A 20,111-nucleotide genomic window follows, 5' to 3' on the forward strand; every position below is an offset into this window, starting at 1 on the left:
GGATTTTCATTATTGTTTGAATTGATATTTTATAATTAAGTATTATTGAATAATGATTTTTCTCAATTTACTTCCTTGTTGTGACTCAAAAAGAACAAAATATATTCCTGATGGGAGTCCGTTTAAACTAAAGTTGAACAGATAATTTGATTTACCATTATCAGTTTTAGAATCTATAAGAAGATTGTTATTCAAACTATATACTTTTACGTTTGCAGGCATAACTTTATCGAGTGTTACATCTACCGTGAAATTTCCTGATGACGGATTTGGATAAATCTTTAAATCGAAATTTTTCGTTGTTTCTTCCGGATTGTTTTCCTGGTATTCACCTTCAGTAACTAAAACAGTTTTTGTTTGAGAAGCCGTACAATTTCCTTTAGTAGTGTTTAGAGTAATATCATATTCTCCGGCTTTACTAAAACTAATTTCGGCATAATCTTTATCTTTAGAAACGATAGTTGCATCAGCTGGAATTACCCATTCTACAGTGTCAGGGGCAGGATTACTAATATCAACAATTATGATTTTTTCGTTTTTGAATACCTGACTTGAAACCGCAAATTCGGCACTAATCGCAGTTTGCTGACTCGATATTTTAATAGTGTCTGTTGCCTTACAGCCTAATTTATTTGTAACTACAACTGTATAATTTGCAGGTTCAGAAACCGTAATTAGTGCTTTATTGCTTGTAAATCCTTTGTCAGATGTCCAGGAATAAGTAGCTTTATCATCGTCAATAGCCGCATTGACTGTTAAAGTCTGATCAAAACACAAGGTTACGTCTTCACCTAAATTAATAATATCTTTTGGAGGATTTATAATTGTGTAATTTCTTAAAATGATACAACCTCTGGCATCTGTAATTTCAACCGAATATTCTCCTGCTGCTGCATTATTTAAGATGTTTGTTGTCTCGCCGGTATTCCATAAATATTTATAAGGTGCAGTACCAGCAATTGGCGTAACTACAATAGTTGCATCAGAACCTTCATAACAAGTTGGTATTTTTATTTTTTCGGCAGCATCTAAATGAGCAGGAGCTGTAACAGTTATGTTTTTGGTTATGGTACAGCTGTTTTTATCTGTTACAATTAAAGAATAATTTCCAGGAATAACGTCTATTAAATTTGGCGTTTTTGCTCCCGTATTCCATAAATAAGTATAAGGCAAAGTACCTCCTAAAACTGCCGAAGTTATTGTCCAGTCATTTAAATTCCCACAACGAACATATTCTGAAGAAAGCGTATTGGTTAAAGCAGTTGGTTCTGTGATTGTAATATTTTTACTTTGAATAGATTTATCAAAAGAATCTGTTGCAACAACATAATAGGTTCCTGCTTTTGCATTTGTTAATGTTTCGGTTGTTCCCACAACAATTGCAGGATTATTTACATTATACCATTTATAATAATAGCCTGGAAGTCCGCCAGAAGTAAGCGCTTTTATACTCGCTGTAGCATCATCAAAGCATTGTACCGTATTGATCTGAACCAAATCAATAAACAACGGATCAACTTTATCTAAATCTCTTTCTATAATTGTACAGCCTTTTGCATCGGTAATAGAAATAAAATACTGACCGGCATAAATATTATAAATACTCGTATTTGAGTTTTGATTGTTATCAGTAAAGATTACATTTTTGTTTTGGTCAAGCCAATTAAAATTATAATTTGGAGTTCCACCCTGAACCGTTACAGCAATACTTGCATCATCTACACCTAAAGCTGATGGCGGCGTTTTTACGACACTTTTAATGGCTAAAATTTCAGGCTCTGTTATAATAAAATTCTGAGTATCAAAACAGTTATTCTCATCTCTTACGGTTACAGAATAATTTCCTGCGTATAAATTATCGATCACATTAGGATTTGCTCCAGAAGGCACACTCCACGAAATGGTATGCAATCCGGTACCTCCAGTTGTAGTAATTTCAATTTTTCCGTCATGACCATTTTTACATGAAACATCTGTTTGGGTAAAACTTATTTTTACTGGAGTAGGTTCGTTTATCGTTACTTTATTTGAAGTAAAACTATTTCCAAAACCGTCAGAAACTTCTAAGAAATAGTTTCCTGCAAGTAATACTTCAGTTGGATTATTTGTTGAAACTGTTACCAAAGGATCAAGTTCATTGTACCATCTGTAAATATAATTTTTAGTAGCATCCAAAACTCCAATTGGTGCTCCACCGGTAATTGTTGCTTTTAAAACGGCTTCTTTGTATCCAAAACATTTTATTGATTCGGTTTCATTTATTGCGGTGATTAAAAGTTTATTCGGCTGAAGGATCGTATAAGTTGCTTCTGTTGTACATCCGTTTATATCTGTAACAATGACAGTGTAAGTGTCTGTGCCAATTCCGTTTAATAAAGGATTTGTTTTACCTGTCATTAAGGTTTTGGCCGCTCCTTGGTACCATTGATAAGTGTAAGGAAATGTTCCGTCAGAAACCACGATATCAATACTACCATTTTTTAAGCCATAACCAGTTGCTTCAACTTTATTTGAAGATGCTATAAGTAATGGTTTTAATGGCTGCGTAATTTTAACTGGTATTGGAGTTGATGAATATGAACATCCGTTATCATCTGTTATAGAGAATGAATAATCACCCATAGGAATTCCTGTTCTGTCTTTTGTGGTAATGCCATCATTCCAAACAACATGGTAATTTCCTGTTCCTCCCTGAATATTTAATGTAATAGTTCCATCGCTTCCATTATAGCAATTCACTTCTGTTTTTGTGAAAGTATATGTTATGGCAGGTCTTTCAGTCAGTTCTGCAATTTCCAGTTCTCTTGAAATATTTACATTATCGGTTACAAGTATTTTATAAAATCCGGCATATAAATTTTCGATTTTATTCGTTATTTTTCCAGTTAATACAGTATAAGTATCTACTGCTTTTTCTTTGTAAGACCATTTATATGTATATTGATTAGGAATTATTGGTGTACCTCCGCTGGCAAGTACTTCAATACTTCCGGTATTTGCGCTGTTACAAGTTACATCGACTTTATTTACAAACACAACGGCTAAAGCTTTTAGAGTAATTGTCTGAACAGCTGTGGTACAATTATTACTATCTTTTACTGATACTTCATAAACACCTTCTCCTAGTCCTGTTATGGGACTTGCTGGATATTCAGTGATAACATTATTTTTCTTTAAAATATAAGTATAATTATTTGTTCCTCCAGTTGCATTGATCGTGATTTCACCATCGGTTGTGGTAAATAATGTAGGTTGTTTTTGCGTAATATTTGATATTGCTATTGCACTTTTCTGATTTATTACAATATTCTGCGGACTTGGAAATGTACACAAGTTAGCATCAGTAATAACATAAGAATATGTTCCCAATTTTAGTTTTGTCGGGTCACTAACAGTATCTCCGGTAAGTACATCTTTCCAAACAACAGTGTACGGAATCATTCCTCCTTTAATGTTTAGCGTTATTGCTCCGTTATTTTCTCCGAAACAAACTACATCTGTAAAAGTATGGGTTGCTGAGAGTGGTGCTGAAGGCTCGGTTGTAATAATGTAGGTTTTATTAATTGTTGTAAGATCATCGTTTACTTCTACACGATAAGTTCCTGCCGCAAGTGCTGTTATTGCTTTAGTTTCTTCTCCGGTAATTTCTATGTCGTTTTTAAACCATTTGTAATGATAACCTGTTAAATTATTTGTTCCTCCACTTACTTCTACAGTTAATGAACCTGTTTCAGCACCAAAACATTTAATATTTTGTTGTGTATAGCTCTTTATGTTCAAAGCCTCTAATGTTATAGAAATAGAAGGTGACAAGATACATCCTGAAGATGAAATAACTGTGATATTATAGGTGCCATTTCCTAAATCAGTTCTTTGGCTTACATCTTGCGATTGGAATGAAGTATCACCAACTTTTGACCATGCGTAAGTGTAACTATTAACTCCACCTGGAAGAATTCCGCCTGTTACATTTAGTGTGATTTCGCCATTATTGTTTGTTAGTGTTGGTTGGATAGAGGTGTAGGTCACGCTAAGATCAACTGCAGGCTGATTAATTGTAACAGCTACTGTGGCTGTAGAACATCCCACTACCAGATTATCAGTAATAGTATATCTATAAGTTCCTGCTGTTAAACCTGTACGTTCAAATGATTTTATTGTGGAGTCGTCATTCCAAGCTATTGAATATGTTGTGCCTGGTGCACCTCCAGATGGTGTAAGTTTGATTGAACCTGTTTCAGCTTCTCGACAGCTAACAGGAGTAACGACTTCAATAACTTGAATTTTAGGATTTTGTTTTAACTCCTCAATATCTGTTGTGATTTTGGTCATGTTTTGGTTATCAATCACATTTACCATATAAAACCCTGCTTTTACATTGAGTAATTGCGCTCCTGTGTTATTAACAGCTAAGGGATTATCACCATTTATATTATCGCATTTAAACCAGTTGTATGTATAAGTTGGGGTTCCACCATACGGAAAACCACCTTTCGCTTTTGCTGTTAAGCTTCCATTTCCTCCAAAACAAGAAATTACAGTTGGTTCATCAATCGCAACTTCAATTAGATCTGGCTGATTTACAACAAAGTCTTTTTCTACAAAACAACCTTTAGAATCAGTTACTCTAACTCTGTATGTTCCTGCTTTTAATTGGGTGGTATTTACAGTTTCAGCTGGATTTGTTAAATATGTCCATGCAATGTTATATGCACCAGGTGATGATGGTGTTCCTCCGGAAATCGCATTTAAAGTAATCGTTCCGTCAGATAATCCAGATCCGGTAACATTTGTGATGTTTGCCGTGATCGCACTAAAAGCTGGTGGATTTGAAATAGTCACTTTTCTGATACCTGTTTGAGAATAACTAATTGTAACAGTAATCAGTAATAATAAAAGTATAATTTTTTTCATATTTTAGTTATTTGCAGTTGTATCAATGCAATTTTTAGAATCTCTTACTTTAATTGAATAATCGCCTGATTTTTTTTGAATTGTAATTGCCGTTGTAAATTCAATTTCAGGATCTGTATTTATTTTATAATAGTATGGAGGTGTTCCGTCAGATGGTATTATATTTATTGTTCCGAAGTCATCATGACAGTTTGGAGCACTTTCTAAAGCCCGAAAACTAAAAACAGAAGGATTAGAAATCGTAAAAGGAGGACTATCTGCGGTACTTGTTTCCTGTGCACCAATAAATGTTTGATATCTTAAAAAATAGTCTCCTTTTGCTAAGCCAGAATAAGTAAATTTTCGATCTGGAAATCCTGTGCTATAAATATTAATTTCGTCTACAAGTCTTGGCTTAGTAGGAATAGTAATGTCAAAAATATTAAGACTAAAACGTTCATTGTTGGCAATGTCTCTGTCAAAAGTAAAAGTTACCTTACCATCATTACTGTAACTGCAAAGAGTATTCACTTTTAAAGGTTCCCCTACTAAATTAGGCGAACAAGGTATAATATCATAAGTTACTGTATTTGTAAATTTTGTTTTATAACCTGTTCGGAAAAAAATTTTTGTTTTATCTTCATAACCGGTTAATTCTTTTATTTTAAATGAAATACTTCTTTGGTCTTGATATTCACTTGGGAAATCACTCCAGTTTATTCCATTGTAACTATATTGCCAGTTCCAGCCGTGGTGCAAATCAATTAGTTGCTCGACACAATTTTTTGCGTTAGTTGGCTGAAAAAGATGAATAAGATAAGGAACTGTCGTAGCAAAGCATCCCGTAAAATATACCTCGCTACCATTATTGCTGTTATTTTGAAGATCAATATCAAAAACAGGATTTTCAGTAATAAAGCAGCCTCTATGATCACTATTAAAATTAAAATAAATCTTTCTTGTAGTTAAGTTTGGCGAAACATAAAAAAAATCTTCCTGAGCTTGTATTGGAGTAAAATAAGAATTAGGATAAAAAGCTAACATATCATTATCAAATTGAATTTGATGTATCCCAACAGTTTGTTCTTGCTCTTCTCTGGCGTCGATGTCAGAAATAAAAAGCAAGCCATATTCGGTTTGAGACCAAATCATGTTAGTTCCAAAATATAAAATGAAAAATAATATGTAAAGTTTTTTCATAGACTATCGTTTGCTGTTTTATCGATACAGTTAAATTTGTCTGTAACCTTGACATTAAAAGTCTTGTCTTTTAAGTCATAGATGTAATATTTACCATTGCCAGAATTATAATTTGCAGTTACGGGTTGTTCATCTAAATAAAAATTATATGGTGCTGTACCGCTTGTAACCGTTATTTCGACAAAACCATCATTTCCGCCAACACATGAAGGATTTTTTTTATCCGTTATATCAAACTTTATCGGAGTAGGAGGAGTATAGGTAAAGTTCGTTGAAACTGGAGAATCCATAGTACCCCTTACGAAAGGTTTAGTAGGATCTGCCGGATTGTTAATTTTTGCCTGATAAACTATTTTGTACGTTTGCCCTGGTTCTAAGTCGTTTTCAAGGTTGGTGTACGAATAAACATTTGAGCTGATGAAGTCTGTTATTTCGATATTACTTCTCTGATTTCGGATTGCACCACTTTGAACGTTTACCATTGCAATTAAATACAAACCTTCGTCGTTTTTTAATGCTCTGTCAAAAGTAATGTCAACTTTTTGAATTTTATCTCCAGAACACTTTGGACCCACGTAAGTGATGGCATTTATTACAGGTGCACAAGAAGAATATTTAATAGATAAAACATTAGAAAATGACCTGACTGTATAACCTGTTCTAAAATAGATTAACGTATCAAAATAATCTGCATGTGAAGTACCTAACAATTGTTGCATTGAAAATATTGGAGCGGGAGTATTATTTGTAATTGTTGCGGGGAAATCTGTCCAATTATTATTATCAAGTGAATACTGCCAATGATATGCCTCATCAGGAAACCGTCCATTATCATTTGTTGAAAAGGCATTTAAACTCACTGTAGCTCCTGCGCATACAGTATTTGGATCCAAAGGATCTACATTTTTTATAGTTATATTTGGTTTAAAAGAATTAATATTGGCACTAAGTCCACAAGGATAATTTTGAAAACCTACTGATCCATTAATAATCAGATCTTTTAAACTCATTGTTTTTGGTGGATCAGTTGTATTACAAGGTCCTGAGGTAGTGTCATAGTGCACACTACCTTTAGAGGTCATAGTTACGGTAACTAAACTCCCATTAGGTATTGCGACAGAGTAGCGAGGAACTGAATTCGTATAAGATACATAGTTAGTGTTCTCGGTAGCAATAGTTGTATTGTTGTATTTAATTAAATAATAATAATTAGCAGCTGTAAATGAATTATATGTGGGGCCGCCGGGAGGAGCTCCTTCTTCCTGGCATATGTTACATTGAATACCACTAGTTATGTTAAAATTATAAGTTTGTCCGTAAAAACTTATCCACGAAAAAAGGAAAAATATAATGTAGTTTTTTCTCATAGCCTAAAATTTAATTGTGTAAAAATCCATTTGAGATGTTCTGCCATCTTTATATACAGCTCTAATTCCGTATTTATAAGTAGTATTTATGGTTATAGTTGGGTCAGATAAACGTTTTATTTTTCCAACTACAATTTGAATTAGTTGCAATGCATCTTTATCAGAGGCCTTATAAATTTCAAAACTATCCACTTCATTATTAGAATATTCCCAAGACAAATCAATCGTATTGGTCGTTTTGTTTGCCTGCGCAAAAAATCCTTTCACAGATGGCATAACAGAATATTTAGGAACAAGTAGATTAACTCCCGGCGAAGGATTAGAAACAAGATTACTTTCATCTTTTGCAAAAATGGTATATTTATAAAGAGAGCCATCTTTTACATTTTTGTCCTGAAATTTTTCTTCTTTGTTTTTAGTTTCAAAAACTAAGCTCCAATCTTTCTGATCGTCTTCCTTGCGATATAACTGATGAACTGCAACATCATCACTTGAACTATTGGCCCATTCCAGAAAAATCGAACTATCTTTTATCTCATATTTTGTAAAGGCAGGCGATGCTGGGGGAATTAAATCTGTTTTTTTTAGAATTAATGGTTCTGAGAAATCAGACATATTATAGCGGTAATCGACAGCAATAATTTTGTAATAAACTTTACTATTTAATGTTTTTACAACAACTTTATCTTCAAATGTATTGGGTTCGCTCGGACTTATTGTCACCTGGCTATACTCTTCATCAGGGTTGTTTGCCTTGTAAATTCTATATCCCAATAAATCTTTTTCGGTATTATGTGTCCAGGTTAATTTTACAACGCCCAAACTATCTATCACACCTTTTAATCCAACAGGTTTTGATGGAGGAATTGAATCAACGGGCTGAACAAGCATAGGAAACGAAGTTCTGTTGTTGCCGTTTTTACCAATAGCGGTTAGTGTAAAATAATTAGTTCCCAATAATTTATTATAGACTACGCTTCGTGATTTTACCGAAATATTTTTAACCACAGTTGTGTATTTGCTATCATCCTCGTCAGAACGATTAAGCTCAAAACCAGATATTTCACTGTCACCTTCTTCAGGAAATTCCCAAATTAAGTTAACAGTAGTATCGTCTTTGAACTCTTTAATAGTAAGATGCGGCACAAATTTCAGTACTTTTTTGCCCTTTCCAGTCACTATTTCAGAGTAAGGGCCTAATTCTCCAAATGCCGAAATTCCTTGAATTCTATAACTATACGAAACATTATTAGCGATCGAATCTATATAGAAAATTCGATTATTGTTTGAGTTTTGCTGGCTTAAACTTGTATACGGTTTTTCAGTAATTCGCTTAAATATTTTTTTATCAGTAGAACGTTCAATATAGTAACTACCATATTCATTTGCAAGAATCTTAAAATTCCAACTTAACATTGTACTGCTATCAGTAAAATTTGCAGTAAAATCCATTGGTTTTGGCAAAGGCTCATATTCTTTCAAACTTACAAATACACCACCGTATGCGATATCCATTTCGGTTTCAGGCACATTTGAAATTATTCGGTAAATATATTTTTCATTTTGTTTAGGAGATAAATCTTCAAAACCCAAACCAGCTTTTTTTGCAATCTGATAATCCTTATCGGCAGTATACAAAGCAAAAGTAAATCGCTGTTGCATCTCTTCAGAAAGATTAATAATGGATTGTAAATTATCAGCTCCGTTAACGGCAAACTCTTCTCCATACAATGCCTGAGCTACAATTGCAGCTTCGTCATTAATTTCTATAAGTTTTTCCCACGCTTCAAGAGGTTCCGGTTTAATTACTTGAGCGAGAACTAATTTTTCAGGTTTTTCAAGCGTTTTATTATCTCTAGTAACTGTATATCGTTCTAATGAATAGCCATATTTGTTTAATTTTTTCCAGGCAAGAGGATCGTTTACCGCCCAACGCAATAAAATTTTATTTTTTTGAATTCTGGCTATAACCTGTATTTCTATTTTTTTTTCGGTAATAATCGAATCCTTATTACTAACGACCTGTGCATGACCGCTAACAATTGCAATTAAAAAAAGGATAGTTAAAAATTTAAATTTCATGCTAATTTGATTTGTTGTATGTGAAAATTGAACTTGTACCAGCTTGTCCTCCCGGTAGCGTATAATTCAATTTAATATTATAAGTTCCTTTTCTAATGTATGGAAACTGACCATTAATGATATAATTATATTTTTCAATCATTGCCTGATTTAATGTATTTACGTATTTGTTCGCGATTTTATATCTCAGCTGAACAAAATCTGTTTTATAATAATATGGTAGGTTGTATCTAAAAGGTAAATATTCTTTAAGCATAAAATTAGTAGGCATATTCATTGCATAATCCTGATACCATGACATTACTTCAATTGCTTTAACTGGCTGAATCCCCAAAACAGCTGTATTTCTGTCAAAAGTAAGATCACTTTCTAATGGATATCCACTATAGATTAAAGGAGAAATTTCCTCTTTAAAATATGCGTCATCTAATATCGCTTCGGCACTAATCAATGGTGCATTTTGATTTTTATCGGTTCCAATAAGTTCAAGAAGCTCAAATGGTTCTGATGAACTATTTAGTGATTGTAAAGCATGCACATCAGCATAAATAATCTCAACCAAAGTTTGTTTTGGTTTTTTTACAGCCATTTTTTCCTGAAACGTATTGTACTGACTAGTATTAAAATTGTACTGTAACATTTCTGTACCATCACCTCCAATCACGGTTTCACTCAGCGAATTACTTTTCATTTCTACACTATTATTGTCACCAAGATCTTGTTTTTCATAATTTTGAGACAAATTCGAATTAGCATCTGTTTGTGGTTCTAAAGTCATTAAAGACAAGCTATATGGCTTAAGGGTTTGAAGCGATGGCATATCAATAATTACTTTTTTAAGTCCAACATTATAAGTAATAGCAGAATTTATCGTTTTTTCACCTGTTTTGTAAATTGCCTTTTGTGATTGTCCCGGTTTTAATTCAAACAAATAAGATTGTCCTTGTTTTAAAACAACGTATGCTTGTTTACTTTCGTTTGGATAAACATATTTTTGCTCAAAAACAGGATAACTGTAAGCAATATTTGTTACCGGAATATTATTTGGAGCAGCTCCTGTAGTAAAGTTTCTTACTTCGCTTTCCATAGCAACTTGTCCCTGGTCATAAATTGTTTGCCACGCTCCGTTAATGTTTTCTTGAAAACTAACCTTAACGGTTAAAACTAAATTTGAATTTTGTGGTAAAACTTCAACAGAATTAAAACTCACTAAATCATTAGTTTGATTCCAGCTTAAACTTCCTATTACCGGAACTCCATCTTTTTTAATAGTATATTCTTCCAGTTTTAAACGATATGTTTTTACACCATTATCTCCTTCAATTTTAAAGTTTTTATCAATTGGCATGTTAAAACCAACTTGTGGTACCGTGAAAACATTTACATCTTTTGTTCCTTCAGAAGGAGTAATATCTGCAATCGATTTTAAACCTTCAAGAGGATTATTCGTTGTGAATTCACACATTTTTCCAAATTCTAATTTAAACCTGAAACTGCCTTTTATTGCACCGCCCAAAATATCAAAATAACCGGCCATATAACCTCGAATCCAAACCGGATTTGGCAATTTTGCCTGAAGTAAAACGGCACCTCCACCTTTTATAATCGATATTTTCTTTCTTATAAAAAACAATTTAATATTAATTCCAAGTTCCCCTTGAAGATATGCATACGATTGACCATTTGCATACCAGCCATTAATACCAATTTGCCCAGAACCTTTGCATTGTGCTTCACCATAATCTTTTACCATAATATCAAAGCCAAAACCAGCCTGGAAATTTGCATAAAACATCAAAAAGCTTAAATCTCCTGTTTTGATACTAAAATCAGATCCAAAAGCAAAACCTTTACCAGATGCAACACTATTTTCATCACGCATATAATCCAGAACCGCAACATTAACACCAAGCAATTGAGCAACTATATCAGGCGGTGGCGGACTTGCAGGAATGTCATCACCAAGCATAAAATAACCACCGGCTTCGACTTCGATAGAACCAATAGCCATTTTTATTCCCAAACGATCAGTAGGTGTACCCATACGGATGTACCATTTGTCTGGAGCAAAATGTAAAACTGCCCAACCAGCTCTGTTTCCTGATGCACGGCCTTTTATAAAACCACCCGGAGTGTCAATATATAAATCGAATGTACCGTGAAGTGTTTTTGATCTAAAATCATATTCGATCGCAGCAAAAGCATTAATTCCCATTGATGTTTCCACGGTATTTGGGTATAAGTCTTTTGCCGCTTTAGATAAATCAGATACTTTTAAAACTTCTAATGCCGCTTTAGATAATAGTGATTCATTTTCCGTTACTGCTTTTAAAGCGCCGGTTAATTCTTCTGCGCCTGGTATTTCAAAAGTCTGCATTACGTGGCCTTCACCATAAATACTAATTCTGTTAATACCACCATGACCATTAAAGGCAATTTCGAAACCAGCACCTCCCCAAAATGCATCTGCAGTAGCAGTACCGGCAAATTTAATCATGGCTTTTACACCAAGACCAGAATCTATATCAGGTACGTAATTAGATCCCGAAGCAGCAAATCGGTTACTGAAACCGTCTTTTTTCATATGATAATAAGCACCACCACCAAAACCTTTAAATGTAATTGCTCCTGCGGGAATGTTTAAACCATCAACCATGGCATCTACATACCAGTATCTAAAATCGATAGATCCAAAAATGGCATTGGCTTCTACTTTAATACCTCCCGTAAAATCGCAACTTAGCATTCCTTTAAAGCCTTTTCCATAAACAGGATCATTATCCATAATGGTAATGCTCCCCTTTAATTTCATTCCGCCTAAGTCGGCACCAATAGAAACTTGCTCAAATTTAAGGTGGTCATATTTCCATTTCTGGATTCCCTGATCCTTACCAAATTTTCCAATCACATAAAATTTAGTTTGGCCGGTAAATTGATTTTCCATCATATTAATGGCAATATCAACCTTTAAACTGGCACTTTCGGGAGTAGTAATTAGAGCAATTTCATTAATCGTTACCGGGAAATTACTAACACTTTGATCCTTGCCCTGAATATTTTTATATCCAAAATAATCAGCACTTAAGTACGGAGATACCGTTTGTAACATTAAATTTTGGAATATGATTCCTTTAAAATCAACCGTTTCTTTGGTTTGCGCATTTGTACCAGATTGCGCTTCTGCAGCAGTAATTGGCTTGTTACTAGCTTTTAAAGATAAAGTGCCGTATAGAACGGCTTTTGGTAAAAACTTACCATCTTTTACTTTGAGCTCTATATAAGAGTTTTTTTCAATAATAGCATTTGCCTTAAACGCTTGAAAGCAAATACCGTTTGTAACCTGCGCATTTAAAAGGTATTCATTGTTTACCGGATCAATTAATGCTTTATAAGCAAGCTCAGATCGCATACCGGCATTACAATTTGCTGATTTTTCAGAAAGAGGTAAAAGAATGTCTCCGCCAAAACTAGCAGCAGTTACTGAATTTGCGACTAATGTAATACTAACCGTATCAAGAGAAATTTGCCATCCTGAAGCATCTCCTTCATCAATACCAATTAAGTTGCTTCCCGAAAAAGTTCCGGAAACACCCATCCGGTCGATCAATAAATCGGTCGCTTCAAAGCGAATCCTTTCCTTGCTTTCTTTTTTCTTAAACTCTTCGGGTAAAACTATTTTAAGTGATTGTACATAAAGACCACGCCACAGATTTTCATTTCCGGGGACTAAATATTTCGTAGTGTAATTGGGGGGCCATTTTACATTTGTAGAGTTTCGTAAATCACTAAAATCGATTACCGCTTTATTTAATTCAAAGCAAAAACCTTTTTTAGATGTTAACTGAAATTTAGGCAATGATATTTCGATTAAAATATCATTCCAGTTAGAAACAATCGTTTTAAAGTTTCCAGTAACAAGGGCAGGAGAAGCAATGGCAACATAATTATTGTCAACAGGTTCTAGCATGTTTCTTGAAAACTGGACATCAGCCGTTATTCCAAGTTCTTTAAAACCATTACAATCAATAGTTACATAAGTTTTGTTCTCAACGGCTCCAGTCTTCATATCCATTCCGCCCTTCAGAATCAATAATAGATTTTCGCCGTTTATTTTAATAGGAACATCACCAAGTAAAACCAAATTGGTATCTCCAACCAAACCTCCTTTATGGGACAACTTGATATTATTTGCACCAAAAAATAATTCTTTCGCTTTTCCGTCAGCGTCATGTTGTGGAATAATGATTCTGACAAAAGCTGTTAACTCGGTATATTCAGGTGTAAATTTTGCATTACTGATTCCCAATAGATATTGGATACCGCCAATTGTCTTTTTTATACCCAAAGGTAATTGCGACAAATTCTTTGGTTCAAGATTATCTGTAAGATTACCATTTTCATCTATTTTAAGACAAGTTGCCATTGCCTTCTGTAAATCATCAGAAGTTTGTTCTGAAATAGGAAAATTCTTTCTTAGGTAATCATTCGTAAATTCACTTTCAGAATTTTGAATGAAATTGAAGGAATTATTCTCTGGAAGAAAATTTGGTTTTGAATTGTTACTTTTAGTTAAAGAAAGTTTTTTTGAATTACTTATCGTGTCTGTGTAAGTGTTTGAAAAACAGTTCGAACTGATTGTAAATAAAACTAAAATGTATACGAAAGGGCGTAATCTAAGAGTAGTTTTTTTCAATGTTTTTGTAGGTTTTGGTGTGGTATTTATGGTGTTTTAGAGTATCAAATATATATAGTTTTTAACAGGAAAAGAATTGTTTATAAAAAGTTATTATATTATTTCCTTTAAAGTTTATATAATTATCAGCTCTAAAATAATCTCAGCCAAACTTAAAACATTCATTACATTTATCTTTACGGTTTTCCACATTCGGGCATAAAAAAACTCCAGATTGCTCTGGAGTTTTTTTTATAGTTGTAAAAGAAAGATATTATTCCTCTTTCATTGTGTGATAAACGTTCATGACGTCATCATCTTCTTCAATTTTTTCGATTAATTTCTCAACATCAGCGATTTGAGCTTCAGTAAGTTCTTTAGTGATTTGAGGAATACGCTCAAAACCAGAAGATAAAATTTCAAGACCTCTGTTTTCTAATTCTTTTTGCAAAGCACCAAAGCTTCCAAAAGGCGCATAGATTAAAATTCCGTCTTCATCTTCAAAAACTTCTTCGGCACCAAAATCGATTAATTCTAATTCTAATTCTTCAGGATCAAGATTGCCTTTTGCAATTCTGAAATTACAAGTATGGTCAAACATAAACTCAACAGAACCTTGCGTTCCCATTGTACCATTACATTTGTTAAAGTAGCTGCGAATGTTCGCAACCGTTCTATTATTGTTGTCAGATGCCGTTTCAATTAAGATTGCAATTCCGTGAGGAGCATATCCTTCAAACAAAATTTCCTTATAATTGGCAGTATCTTTATTACTTGCATTTTTTATAGCGCGCTCCACATTGTCCTTAGGCATGTTGGCCGCTTTTGCATTTTGTATTACAGCTCTTAATCTAGAATTGGCATCTGGGTTAGGACCACCTTCTTTAACGGCCATAACGATATCTTTACCAATTCGGGTAAATGTTTTAGCCATTGCTGACCAACGTTTCATTTTTCTTCCTTTTCTAAATTCGAACGCTCTTCCCATTTCTAATTTTTAGTTTTGTGATGCAAAAATACGGTTATTCCTTATTTTTGCAAAATCAATTTCAATTATATTTTTAGTTAAAAAGTTTCAAGTTTCAGGTTTCAGGTTTTGTTGGCGTCAATAAAGTAAAAAATCTCAAATTCTGAATTAGAATTCGAGATTTTTTATTGAAACCTGAAACCTGAAACTACTTCGCCGCATTAAACTCATTAATAACATTCACCGCTTCATTTAGATACGGATTCGTTTTCAGATTGTCAATTTGATATTGGTTTATCGTTTTTTCGGTAGGATAGGCGCCAAGTAAAAATTGATTTACGGTAGAATTGTAAACTTCCAATGGATTATTCTCATCATTAAAAGTACTGATTTCAGTCCAAAGAGAATTTACGATTTTTTTCTGCTGAAAAATTGCATCCAATGTCATCGGAATCTCCGCTTTGGGTATATTCACCAACTGATCGATTTTCAGATTGATTTTTTTAATATTATTAAAAAAAGAATTATCAGTCAATCTTACAGTACTATTTTTAGCCAGTTTATCGATAAGATTTCTCTTTACATAAGGTCTGTATTTTAAAAACGGCTCGATACTATCATTTTTGATTGCAGTCGGAAAATCACTTTCTTTTTGATAAACACCCTCGTAGAATTCCGGAAGCACTACATCAGGCTTAACCCCAATATATTGATGACTTTTGCCCGTAACCCTGTAGAATTTGTTAATCGTAATTTTTAGAAAGTCAGTATTTTTACTTTCGTCAAGCGAAAGAATAGTTTGCATAGTAGCTTTTCCAAGTGTACTGCTTCCCAGTAACAAAGCACGATTATAATCTTGCAATATCGAAGAAAAAAATTCACTGGCAGAAGCCGTATTGCTATTGATCAAGACTACAATTGGTCCTTTATAAATCAAGCCTTTATAAGGATCATTAATCACAGATGTTTGTTGTTTATTATCTATCACAATAGACAACGGACCATAATCAATAAACATTCCGGCCATTTTTATGGCTTCCTCCATAGATCCGCCGCCGTTATCGATCAAATCAATTACAAGACCTTTTATATTATCTCTTTCCAGTTTTATAACTTCACGAGCCACATCATCGGCACAGCCTTTTCTGCTCGTTCCGTCTAAATCAGCATAAAAACTCGGAATCTTGATGTATCCAATTTTACTCTCTTTACCAACAATAAAACTAAAAACCGAATTTTCTTCGTCTTTCATCACTTGTTTTTCGATATAAACATCAAAGCTTTTACCGGAGTTTCGCTTTAGCGTAAGCGTAATACTTTTATTAGATTCCGATAAAATCATTGTCGAAATAGATTCAAGTGATGCACAAGAAACCTGCAAGGTTTCCTTCTGATTCGAAATAGAAACAATCTGATCCCCTTTTTTTATTTGTCCCGTTTTGTAAGCAGGCCCATTGGGGTCAATTTCTTCTATAATAATTTCATTTTTCTCATTTAGATTCACGCTCATTCCCAGGGACAAATGCTCTTTGGATAATGAAGCCACAAAACTTGTTTTAGAATCATCACTAAAATAAGCCGTATGCGGATCAAAATAAGTACAAAAGAAATTATAGAAGTTTTCTTCCTGTTTTAGTTTCGTTTCAAGAAGCGTATTGATTCTGCAAATCTCATTTGTCAAAATCAATTTTCTCGAAGCAAGTTCAATCGATTTAAAATTAGCTTTAATCGAATCCAGATTCTCACTCGTTTCCGCCATTTCATCCAGAATTTGGTAGCGAAGTTTTTTGAGCCAGACTTTCTCTAAATCTTCTTTTTTAAGATAAAACGGAAATGATTTTTTATAAAACCGAATAGTATCTTTCTTAGTGTAATCAATAGGTCCGGCCTGAATTTTTTCTAAAACTGCTTTAGTTCTCAAAAGACCAGTTTTGTATTTATCCGTGATATTAGCCAAAAAAGAGCAATCATCACTCAGAATTAAATCGTCTAAATTCAAGCGATATTTAGCCGCCATTTCGTCGTATTCACTCTTGTAGAAAATGTTTCTCGAAGGATCTAAGCCATTGATAAGGTTATCAAAAACATAAACAGATAAACTATCGTCCATAGGTTTTGGCCTAATGTGTTCCGCCTGAATAAGTGCGTTTATTTTGTTTACTAATTCGCATGTTTCAGCGCTATTTTGACTAAATAGAACAGTAGAAGTCAACAGAAATACTAGCCAAATTTTTTTCATAAACAGAAAGTCTATCGTTTACACTAAAGTTACGTTTAATTTTCGATAGTAGGTTATATTTTTTCTAAAATATCCTACAACCGGAAGATTTATTTTAACATATAGTCCCGAAGCTTCGGGATGAGTTTTTAAAATGTAAAACCGGAAAAAGAAGTCAAGAATTCATTAAAAGAAATTAAAAATAATTCGTGAATTCGTGGCAAAAAAAAATGCGTCACTCAAAAAAGTAACGCATTTCTAAAATATGTATGTCTTAAAAAACTATTTCTTGTAGAAAGGTAATTTAACCACTTTTGCAGCAACATCATTTTTTCTAATTCTGATGAAGATATCACTATCAACAGCACTATTATTTACCGTAACATATCCTAAACCAATACCTTTATTCATAGAAGGCGACATCGTTCCAGAAGTTACAACACCAATTACAGCACCGTCAACATCAACAATTTCGTAGTCATGTCTAGGCACAGCGCGTTCCTGCATTTCAAAAGCAACAAGTTTTTTAGTAACACCTTCCTCTTTTTGTTTTTTAAAATTTTCAGAATTTGTAAAGTCTTTAGTGAATTTAGTAATCCATCCTAATCCAGCTTCAAGCGGAGAAGTAGTATCATTAATATCATTTCCGTACAAACAGAAACCCATTTCAAGACGTAAAGTATCACGAGCAGCCAAACCAATTGGTTTAATACCAAAAGCAGCACCAGCTTCAAAAACTTTATTCCAGATCGCTTCAGCATCAGCATTTTTGCAGTAAATTTCAAAACCACCAGAACCAGTATAACCAGTTGCAGAGATAATTACGTCACTAAAACCTGCAAAATCAGCCACTTCAAAATGGTAATAAGCAATTGCCGATAAATCTATAGAAGACAAAGGCTGCATAGCTTCAACCGCTTTTGGCCCCTGAATCGCCAACAAAGAATAATCATCAGAAATGTTTTTCATATCAACACCCAAATCGTTGTGAGATGAAATCCAGTTCCAGTCTTTTTCAATATTCGAAGCATTTACAACCAATAAATACTCCTCATCTTTCATTTTATATACAATCAAATCATCTACGATTCCGCCATCATTATTAGGCAGGCAAGAATATTGCGCTCTTCCAATCGTCAAAGTCGATGCATCGTTTGAAGTCACTTTCTGAATCAAAGCCAAAGCATTTGGTCCAGTCAATAAAAATTCTCCCATGTGAGAAACGTCAAAGACTCCCACACTGTTTCGAACCGTTTCGTGTTCAGCATTTACTCCCTCGTATGTAATAGGCATGTTGTAACCGGCAAATGGTAGCATTTTCGCTCCCAAACCCTCATGTATGTGCGTAAGCGCAGTGTTTTTCATTGTGTTGTTTTAAAAAATTGAATCGCAAATTTATTCAAAAAATATCAAAATGATACACACTAAATTATAAATTTCGCAATGATTAGGAGCTATTTCCTGCTATCCGCTATATCTTTTTGTTTTTAAAGAAAAAACAAAAAGGATGCCGCTGCTATCAGGGCTAGGGCTCTATGGTAATAAGAAACATTTTCGTCATCATTTTTTATGTAACTTTAATTCATAAAACAGGCGCAATGAAAGATCCGTTTCTAATCACAAAAGAAGATATACTAAAATTCTACAAACCGGTAAATCCTCTTACACACAAAGGACTTCAGGGTCACGCCGTGATTATTGCCGGAAGCTACGGCAAAATAGGAGCAGCAGTTCTCGCTTCAAAATCATGTTTAAAATCAGGCTGCGGACTCGTAACTACTTTTACACCAAAATGCGGTTATCAAATCCTGCAAATCTGTATTCCCGAAGTTATGGTTGTAACCGATGAAAATGCCAATTTCATCACCAATATTCATCTGCCATTAATTCCCCAGGCAATCGCAATTGGACCCGGAATCGGGCAGGAGTTAGGCACCCAAAAAGCCCTATTTGAATTTTTAAGAATTAATAATTTACCTTTAGTTCTCGATGCCGACGCCCTGAATATCTTAGCACAAAACCAATCCTGGTTAGATTTAGTTCCCGAAAACACGATTTTAACACCTCACCCAAAAGAATTAGAGCGCCTAATTGGCAAGTGGAATTCAGAATCGGAAAAGTTTCAAAAAACAGTCGCTTTTTCTGAAAAATACAAAGTTATAATCGTCATGAAAGGCGCACCAACTTACATAATAAACAAATCCGAAATCTACGAAAACACCACTGGAAACGCCGCATTAGCAACCGCAGGAAGCGGCGACACCTTAACCGGAATCATCACAAGTTTGATTGCCCAAGGTTACGAGCCCAAATATGCCGCAAAACTAGGTGTTTTCCTCCACGGATTAACCGCTGATATTGCCTTGCCACAAACCGGTTATCAGTCGTTTATAGCCTCAGATATTATAGAGAATCTTGGAAAAGCTTTTCTTGAATTAGAGAATTAGGCAATTGAGATAATTAGATAATTAGATAATTTGTTTCAGGTTTTCTTTGTTTCAAGTTTCAAGTTCATCCGATTTGCGTATAGACTTTTGTTTATAAACTAAAGTTCACACATATTTTATGTCAGGCTGATCGAAGTCGAAGCCGCTTTCCAATTGGCACACCTTCGACTTTGCTCAGGAATACAAAACTTTGCGTCTTTGCTCCCGATAGCTATCGGGATTGCGTGATTATTTTTAAAACTTTACCATAAAGCAAGAAAAATCT

9 protein-coding genes are annotated in these 20,111 nt (G+C 34.0%); 1 reads left to right on the forward strand and 8 read right to left on the reverse strand.

The window, feature by feature from the left end:
* Positions 1-42: 42 nt before the first annotated feature.
* The 8 genes from LPB88_RS05340 to gcvT form a co-directional block, all read right to left on the reverse strand.
* On the reverse strand, positions 43-4,914 hold the full coding sequence (locus tag LPB88_RS05340) for a T9SS type A sorting domain-containing protein (RefSeq protein ID WP_230713243.1): 4,872 nt from the start codon (positions 4,912-4,914) through the stop codon (positions 43-45).
* Between the two features lie 3 nt (positions 4,915-4,917).
* Positions 4,918-6,093 (reverse strand): hypothetical protein, encoded by a 1,176-nt coding sequence (locus LPB88_RS05345; RefSeq protein ID WP_230713245.1) that lies wholly within the window; start codon positions 6,091-6,093, stop codon positions 4,918-4,920.
* Complete coding sequence (locus tag LPB88_RS05350) at positions 6,090-7,460, reverse strand: SprB repeat-containing protein (protein ID WP_230713247.1); 1,371 nt, start codon at positions 7,458-7,460, stop codon at positions 6,090-6,092. Before LPB88_RS05350 ends, LPB88_RS05345 begins: the two co-directional genes overlap by 4 nt.
* 3 nt (positions 7,461-7,463) lie before the next feature.
* Positions 7,464-9,542, reverse strand: coding sequence for a hypothetical protein (locus tag LPB88_RS05355; protein WP_230713249.1), 2,079 nt, complete (start codon positions 9,540-9,542; stop codon positions 7,464-7,466).
* A gap of 1 nt (position 9,543) precedes the next feature.
* A complete protein-coding gene (locus LPB88_RS05360) occupies positions 9,544-14,235 on the reverse strand; it encodes a hypothetical protein (RefSeq protein WP_230713251.1) in 4,692 nt (1,563 codons plus the stop codon).
* A 253-nt stretch (positions 14,236-14,488) separates the two neighbouring features.
* Positions 14,489-15,202, reverse strand: coding sequence for a YebC/PmpR family DNA-binding transcriptional regulator (locus LPB88_RS05365; RefSeq protein WP_007811539.1), 714 nt, complete (start codon positions 15,200-15,202; stop codon positions 14,489-14,491).
* Positions 15,203-15,389: 187 nt separating this feature from the next.
* Complete coding sequence (locus LPB88_RS05370) at positions 15,390-17,420, reverse strand: S41 family peptidase (RefSeq protein ID WP_230713253.1); 2,031 nt, start codon at positions 17,418-17,420, stop codon at positions 15,390-15,392.
* Between the two features lie 261 nt (positions 17,421-17,681).
* The gene (gene gcvT / locus LPB88_RS05375; protein WP_230713254.1) at positions 17,682-18,764 is read right to left on the reverse strand and encodes a glycine cleavage system aminomethyltransferase GcvT; all 1,083 of its coding nucleotides are present in this window, start codon (positions 18,762-18,764) and stop codon (positions 17,682-17,684) included.
* Positions 18,765-18,997: 233 nt separating this feature from the next.
* Here gcvT and LPB88_RS05380 point away from each other — a divergent pair, with 233 nt between their 5' ends.
* Positions 18,998-19,846: an NAD(P)H-hydrate dehydratase gene (locus LPB88_RS05380; RefSeq protein WP_230713256.1), complete on the forward strand. Its 849-nt coding sequence runs from the start codon at positions 18,998-19,000 to the stop codon at positions 19,844-19,846.
* The last annotated feature ends 265 nt before the right edge of the window (positions 19,847-20,111 follow it).

This window comes from Flavobacterium sp. JAS, assembly GCF_020991455.1.
Lineage (GTDB): Bacteria > Bacteroidota > Bacteroidia > Flavobacteriales > Flavobacteriaceae > Flavobacterium.